The sequence below is a fragment of the uncultured Marinococcus sp. genome (assembly GCF_947493875.1).
In the GTDB taxonomy this organism is placed as follows: Bacteria; Bacillota; Bacilli; order Bacillales; family Marinococcaceae; genus Marinococcus.
The window spans coordinates 51,298-58,462 of record NZ_CANLSU010000009.1 but is presented as its reverse complement, the minus strand read 5'-3'; the positions used below and the strand labels follow the sequence as shown (position 1 = coordinate 58,462).

Here is a 7,165-nt window from a genome sequence, read left to right as displayed (position 1 = left end):
CGAACACGGAAGTTAAGCTCTTCAGCGTTGATGATAGCCGGGGGTTCTCCCCCCGTGAAAGTAGATCGCTGCCGGGCGAGTTAAACCGTTTCCCTTTTCGGAGGGAAGCGGTTTTTTTATATGATAGGCTTTTTAAACAAAGCAAAAAAGATAAGATATGATAAGAGAAAGGATGTGATTCAGATGGAGCAGTGGATGGAATATGAATCAATTATTATACTCATTCGTTTAATTCTTGCTGCCTTTTTGGCGGGAGTAATAGGAATTGAGCGGGAATCGAAAGGCCATCCAGCTGGTTTTCGAACCCATATGCTGGTGGGGACCGGGTCCTGCTTAGTAATGCTGCTTGCTTTATTTGGCTTCCAGGATTATTTAAACCAAAACAGTGATCTGGTTGCTTATGATCCTTCACGTTTGGCCTCTTATGTGATAAGCGGGATTGGCTTCCTGGGTGCTGGCACTATTATAGTTCAGGGCGCCTCTATCCGGGGGCTGACCACTGCTGCCTCCATCTGGATAGTCGCTGCAATCGGGTTAACTATAGGAGCTGGTATGTTTTTTGCTGGTATTGCTGCAACAGTCATTGTATTGACAAGTCTTATCTTTTTAAATCATGTAGACAAATGGTTTAAAAACGTTTCTGATACAGACGTATTGTTTATAGCTATGGATAAAAAAGCTAACGAGCTTGGCGAAACGATTCAGCGACTCGAAAGTATGGAGGTTCAGGTTCAGAAAATAAAGGGTAAGGAATTTGACGAAGACGAAACACCTCTGCTTCATTATTATATTAAAATTCATCTGCCGGGAGGCGTGACTGAAACAGAACTGTATCAGTCTTTATATAAAATAGATAGCATAAAAGAAATAGAGCTGAATCCGTCCTATGATTGATTATCACAGGACGGATTTTTCATTTTGCCTTTCTCTAGCTTGAAAACAACTGAATAATATTATATATTATAGTCAAAGATAGTCAAAATCAATTTTTTGATAATAGCAAGACGAACCGGGGCGGAGAGGAGGTCGCGGGAATGAAAAGCATGTCTGATGTTATTGAAAATTATTTGAAACAAATTTTAACACAGAGTGAACAGGATTTAATTGAAATTAAAAGAAGTGAACTTGCAAAGCGTTTTGAGTGTGTTCCCTCCCAGATTAATTATGTTATAAGCACGCGTTTCACTATTGAAAAAGGCTATGTAGTAGAGAGTAAACGTGGCGGTGGCGGGTATATACGAATTACAAGGGCTAAAATTTCAGATCACGCAGAACTGCTTCGGCAAGTTTCAGATCTTGTGGGACACGGGATTGATCAAAGAACAGCTGAGAGCGTTATTATGCGTTTGTTTGAGGAAAAAGTCGTGAATAAACGTGAAGCAAATTTGATGCTTGCGGCAGTTGATAGGTCTATACTGGCCTTAAAGTATCCAGAAGAAAGGGATATTGTTCGTGCGCGGATCATGCAAGCTATGATAGAAAGTCTGCGCTATGAATAAGGGAGGGAAGATATATGATCTGTCAGAATTGCGGTCAGCGGCCGGCCTCTTTGCATTACACGAAAATCGTGAATGGAGCTAAAACAGAGCTTCATTTATGCGAAGAGTGCGCAAAAGAACAGGGGGAATCTTCTGAAACGGAGCATTCTTTCATGTCGGCTGCGGGCGGCTATACAATCCAGGACTTATTGTCGGACTTATTAAACATGGATCAGTCCAACACAGCTGGAAATGCTGAAAAGAAACAGCCGAAAAAAGCAGCCAGGCCGCTCACATGCGACAATTGCGGACTGACGTATAAACAGTTCACTAAAACCGGCCGTTTGGGCTGTGCTCATTGCTATCACGCATTTGAATCGAAGCTGACCCCTGTTTTTCGCCGGGTGCACAGCGGCAATACCAATCATACCGGCAAGGTTCCAAAGCACAGGCATGAAAAGCTGCATGCCCAAAGGGAGCTGGATGAGAAAAAACGCCAGATTACCATCCTCGTCCAAAATGAAGAGTTTGAAAAGGCTGCGGAATTAAGGGATGAAATCCGTACCCTTGAAAAACAGTTTCAGGGAAGGGAGGAAGACAGCTGATGGCATCCGAACACTTTTTTTCAGAAGCGATCAGTCCATGGATGCAGGAAGGCCCGGGGCCGGAAGGCGATATTGCTCTTAGCACCAGGGTCCGGCTTGCCCGTAATATAGAGCAGTACCCCTTCCCTGTGTTTGCTTCAGAAGAAGCAAGTGCAACACTTCTGCGCTACGCTTCCTCCACTCTGTTGAATCAATCAGAAGAAGTAGGCTCTCTTGAAGCGTTGAACATGAATGAGCTTCGCCCGAATGAACGGCAGGTACTGGTGGAAAAGCATCTCGTCAGCCCGTATTTAATAAAAAACATGGAACATAGTGCTGTTCTTTTGAATAACGATGAATCAATCAGTATTATGGTTAATGAGGAAGATCATTTGCGTCTTCAATGTCTGAGTAACGGCATGCAGCTTGAAGAATGTTATAATGAAGCTGACCGTCTGGATGATTGGGCGGAAGCAAACCTCACCTATGCGTTTGACGAACGGCTCGGTTACTTAACAAGCTGTCCGACAAATGTGGGTACAGGTATGAGAGCTTCAGTAATGGTACACCTGCCCGCTTTAGTCTGGACCAATCAGCTTAGCCGTATTCTTCCGGCTATTCACCAGCTTGGCCTGGTCGTGAGAGGTATTTATGGAGAGGGCAGTGAAGCACTCGGAAACCTTTTTCAAATTTCCAACCAGATGACACTGGGAAAATCTGAAAAAGATATCATCGAAGATCTTCGCGGTGTAGTAATGCAGGTGATTCAAAGAGAACGCCATGCACGCGAATCCCTTCTTAGCTCTTCAAAGGTAAAGCTCGAAGACCGGGTGTTCAGGTCTTACGGTATCCTTGCATACAGCCGCACGATGACGACCAAAGAGGCGGCCAATCGTTTGTCAGACGTAAGACTTGGTATCGATCTGGATTTAATTAAAGGGATTTCGGGTAATATTTTAAATGAACTTATGTTACTGACTCAGCCTGGTTTTCTTGAACAGTATGCAGGAGAATCACTGACTCAGGAAGAAGCAGATATAAGACGGGCAAATGTGATCCGTGAAAGAATAAAACTTGAATTATAGATTCACCAATGCGTAGGAGGTGCGTGCAACATGATGTTCGGCCGTTTTACAGAACGAGCGCAAAAAGTATTGGCGCTAGCTCAGGAAGAAGCTATCCGCCTTGGCCATAATAATATAGGAACAGAGCATATTCTGCTCGGTTTAGTGCGTGAAGGTGAGGGTATTGCTGCCAAAGCTCTGCAGGCACTGAATTTGGATACAGACCAGATTCAGCAGGAGGTGGAAACCCTTATAGGCACCGGTCAGCAGGGATCGAAAACAATTCATTATACCCCAAGGGCGAAAAAAGTTATTGAGCTTTCCATGGATGAAGCAAGAAAGCTTGGCCATTCCTATGTGGGCACAGAACACATTCTGCTCGGCCTAATCCGTGAAGGGGAAGGCGTTGCAGCCCGGGTACTGAATAATCTTGGTGTTAGTCTGAACAAAGCCCGTCAGCAGGTGCTTCAGCTTCTCGGAAGCAATGAAGGAGCTTCGAGCTCTGGCAGCCAGCAGGCTCCAGGAGCAGGCGGGAGTGCCAATACGCCGACTCTTGACAGTTTAGCAAGGGATTTGACGGCAGTAGCGAAAGAAGAAGGCCTCGATCCGGTCATCGGAAGAAGCCAGGAAATTGAACGTGTTATTCAGGTATTAAGCCGCCGGACAAAAAACAACCCGGTTCTTATCGGGGAGCCTGGTGTAGGTAAAACAGCTATCGCTGAAGGCCTGGCATTGTCGATCGTTTCCAATGAAGTGCCGGAAACGCTCCGCAATAAACGGGTTATGACTCTCGATATGGGTACTGTAGTTGCCGGCACGAAATACCGCGGTGAATTTGAAGACCGTTTGAAGAAGGTAATGGAAGAAATCCGTCAGTCCGGAAATGTGCTGTTGTTCATTGATGAACTGCATACATTAATCGGGGCCGGCGGCGCAGAAGGTGCAATCGATGCCTCGAACATCCTGAAGCCGTCACTTGCACGTGGAGAGCTTCAATGCATCGGTGCCACCACTCTGGATGAATACCGGAAATATATTGAAAAAGATGCTGCGCTTGAGCGTCGTTTCCAGCCAATTCAGGTGAATGAACCGACACTTGAAGAATCTATTCAAATTCTTGCCGGTCTGAGAGACCGTTACGAAGCCCACCACCGGGTAACTATCGGGGATGAAGCGATTGAACAGGCAGTGAAATTATCCGACCGGTATATTTCGGACCGTTTCCTCCCGGATAAAGCGATCGACTTAATCGATGAAGCCGGTTCACGGGTGCGTCTGCGTTCTTACACAGCGCCGCCGAACCTGAAAGAACTTGAGCAGAATCTCGAAGAAACACGCAAGGAAAAAGATGCGGCCGTGCAGAGCCAGGAATTCGAAAAAGCGGCCTCGCTCCGTGATTCCGAACAACGGCTTCGTGCAGAAGTCGAAGAGATGAAAAATGAATGGAAAGAAAAGCAGGGACAGGAAAACTCTGCAATTACGACAGAAGACATTGCCCAGGTGGTTTCAAGCTGGACCGGTGTTCCGGTATCCAAGCTTGCAGAAGAAGAAACAGACCGCCTGCTTCATATGGAAGATATCCTGCATAACCGGGTCGTCGGCCAGGACGAAGCAGTCAATGCTATTTCCAAAGCAGTGCGCCGTGCCCGTGCCGGCTTGAAGGATCCGAAACGTCCAATTGGTTCCTTTATTTTCCTCGGACCTACCGGTGTAGGTAAGACGGAACTGGCCCGTGCAGTTGCAGAAACGTTATTTGGCGATGAAGAGTCGATTATCCGAATCGATATGTCCGAATATATGGAACGGCACGCGACGAGCCGCCTGGTCGGTTCTCCTCCAGGCTATGTCGGCTATGAAGAAGGCGGACAGCTGACAGAAAAAGTGCGCCGCAATCCGTATTCCGTGATTTTGCTGGACGAAATTGAAAAAGCGCACCCGGAAGTATTTAACATTCTGCTTCAGGTACTTGAAGACGGTTTTCTTACCGACTCTAAAGGACGCCGGGTCGACTTTAGAAATACAGCGCTGATCCTTACCTCTAACGTCGGGGCAAGCACGCTGCGCCAGAATAAAAGTGTCGGCTTTGCGGCCCAGTCCACCGAGCAGAAATTCGATGATATGCGGGATAAAATCATGGGCGAGCTGAAAAATACGTTCCGTCCTGAATTTATTAACCGTCTGGATGAAATCATTGTCTTCCACAGCCTGGAAAAAGAGCACATCAAAAAGATTGTGCGCTTAATGACAGAACAGCTTAAAAAGCGTGTGGAAGAGCACGGTATCAGCATTGAAATTACCGATGCAGCACTCGATAAGATTGCCGATGAAGGTTTTGACCCTGAATACGGGGCCCGGCCGCTCAGACGTGCTCTGCAGCGTCACGTGGAAGACCGTTTATCCGACGAGCTGCTTAAAGGCACGCTTGAAGAAGGCAACACTGCTGTGATTGACGTGAAAGATGACGAATTCATTGTTGAAACGAAATCAGGCACGGCGAAAGCGCAATAAAGCTATACTCGAAACAGCTGCCTTGTGGCATATTGATGTCAGGGGGCAGCTGTTTTTCTTTTTATGAACGATAAAATCGTGTGGAATCGAAACGAAAAATGGATACAGCTCGTAGTAAAAGAGGAGGATCGTATGGCAAAAGCAAAAACAAAATTTGTCTGCCAGGAGTGCGGGTATGAAACTCAAAAGTGGATGGGGCGCTGTCCAGCCTGCAACAACTGGAATACGATGGTAGAAGAAAAGGAAGCTCCGGCATCGAAAGCAGGCCGACGACCGGCGGCAAATGTATTCAGCGAAGCTGACAAACCGACACCGATTACCCAGGTGACTGGAGAAAAGGAAAACCGCATTTCAACGTCTGTAGGCGAACTAAACAGAGTGTTAGGCGGGGGGATCGTGCCCGGATCACTCGTGTTGGTCGGGGGAGACCCGGGGATCGGGAAGTCAACGCTGCTTCTGCAGGTTTCTGCTCTGCTTGCTTCTCAGAAGTACCGTGTCCTTTATGTTTCCGGAGAGGAATCGGTCAAGCAGACGAAAATGAGAGCGGAACGCCTCGGTGTGGAAGCAGATACGCTGTTTGTCTTTACAGAAACAAATATGGAGCGGATCGAAGCGGCGATGGAGGAAGTGAAGCCGGATCTTGTAATTATCGATTCGATTCAGACCGTCCATTCGGATGAAATTCAGTCGGCGCCCGGAAGCGTAGCGCAGGTGCGTGAATCAACCTCGACCTTTATGCACATTGCAAAAAATCAGGGCATTGCTGTATTTGTTGTAGGACACATGACTAAGCAGGGGTCGATTGCCGGACCGAAAATGCTCGAGCATATGGTGGATTCCGTGCTTTACTTTGAAGGCGAGCAGCATAATACGTACCGGATTTTACGGGCCGTGAAAAATAGATTTGGCTCGACGAATGAAATCGGGATCTTTGAAATGAAAGAGGCAGGCCTGAAGGAAGTAACAAATCCTTCAGAAATCTTTCTCGAAGAGCGGACGGAAGGCACATCGGGCTCGGCTGTTGTAGCTTCTCTGGAGGGGACCCGGCCGGTGCTTGTAGAACTGCAGGCACTGATCGCCCCTACGAGCTATGCTTACCCGCGCCGGACAGCTACAGGAATCGATCAGAACCGGATTGCACTTCTGATGGCAGTGCTTGAAAAGCGTCTTGGCATGCTTCTTCAAAACCAGGATGCCTATATTAACGTCGCCGGAGGCGTGAAGCTCGACGAACCGGCAGTTGATCTTGGTATTGCTATATGTGTTGCCTCGAGCTTTCGGAACCAATCCACGAACCCGGGAGACATTGTCATGGGAGAAGTCGGTCTTACCGGAGAAATCCGGCGTATTTCCCGGGTGGAGGAGCGCGTGAAAGAAGCAGCGAAGCTTGGATTTTCACGGGCGATAATTCCATCGAAGAACATCGGTGGCTGGACATTTCCCGAAGGCATTCAGGTAGTAGGCGTCAAAACGCTTGAAGAAGCACTGGACGCTGCACTCGACCCGGCGCCGCTCAGATAAATTAAAGATG

Annotated in this window: 6 protein-coding genes; all 6 read left to right on the top strand. The window is 47.4% G+C overall.

Annotation, left to right across the window (positions count from 1 at the left end; translation table 11 throughout):
- Positions 1 to 183 precede the first annotated feature (183 nt).
- The 6 genes from Q0757_RS15015 (at position 184) to radA (ending at position 7,155) form a co-directional block, all read left to right on the top strand.
- Positions 184 to 894 (top strand): MgtC/SapB family protein, encoded by a 711-nt coding sequence (locus Q0757_RS15015; RefSeq protein ID WP_298788776.1) that lies wholly within the window; start codon positions 184 to 186, stop codon positions 892 to 894.
- A gap of 140 nt (positions 895 to 1,034) precedes the next feature.
- Entirely contained in the window at positions 1,035 to 1,499 is a 465-nt protein-coding gene (locus tag Q0757_RS15010) for a CtsR family transcriptional regulator (RefSeq protein ID WP_079475078.1), read from the top strand.
- Positions 1,500 to 1,513: 14 nt separating this feature from the next.
- Positions 1,514 to 2,083, top strand: coding sequence for a UvrB/UvrC motif-containing protein (locus Q0757_RS15005; RefSeq protein WP_298788770.1), 570 nt, complete (start codon positions 1,514 to 1,516; stop codon positions 2,081 to 2,083).
- On the top strand, positions 2,083 to 3,147 hold the full coding sequence (locus Q0757_RS15000) for a protein arginine kinase (protein WP_298788768.1): 1,065 nt from the start codon (positions 2,083 to 2,085) through the stop codon (positions 3,145 to 3,147). The genes Q0757_RS15005 and Q0757_RS15000 overlap by 1 nt, the downstream gene beginning before the upstream one ends.
- Positions 3,148 to 3,177: 30 nt before the next feature.
- On the top strand, positions 3,178 to 5,634 hold the full coding sequence (clpC, locus tag Q0757_RS14995; RefSeq protein WP_298788767.1) for an ATP-dependent protease ATP-binding subunit ClpC: 2,457 nt from the start codon (positions 3,178 to 3,180) through the stop codon (positions 5,632 to 5,634).
- Between the two features lie 132 nt (positions 5,635 to 5,766).
- Positions 5,767 to 7,155, top strand: a complete 1,389-nt coding sequence (gene radA, locus Q0757_RS14990) for a DNA repair protein RadA (RefSeq protein ID WP_298788778.1) — start codon at positions 5,767 to 5,769, stop codon at positions 7,153 to 7,155.
- Positions 7,156 to 7,165: the final 10 nt, after the last annotated feature.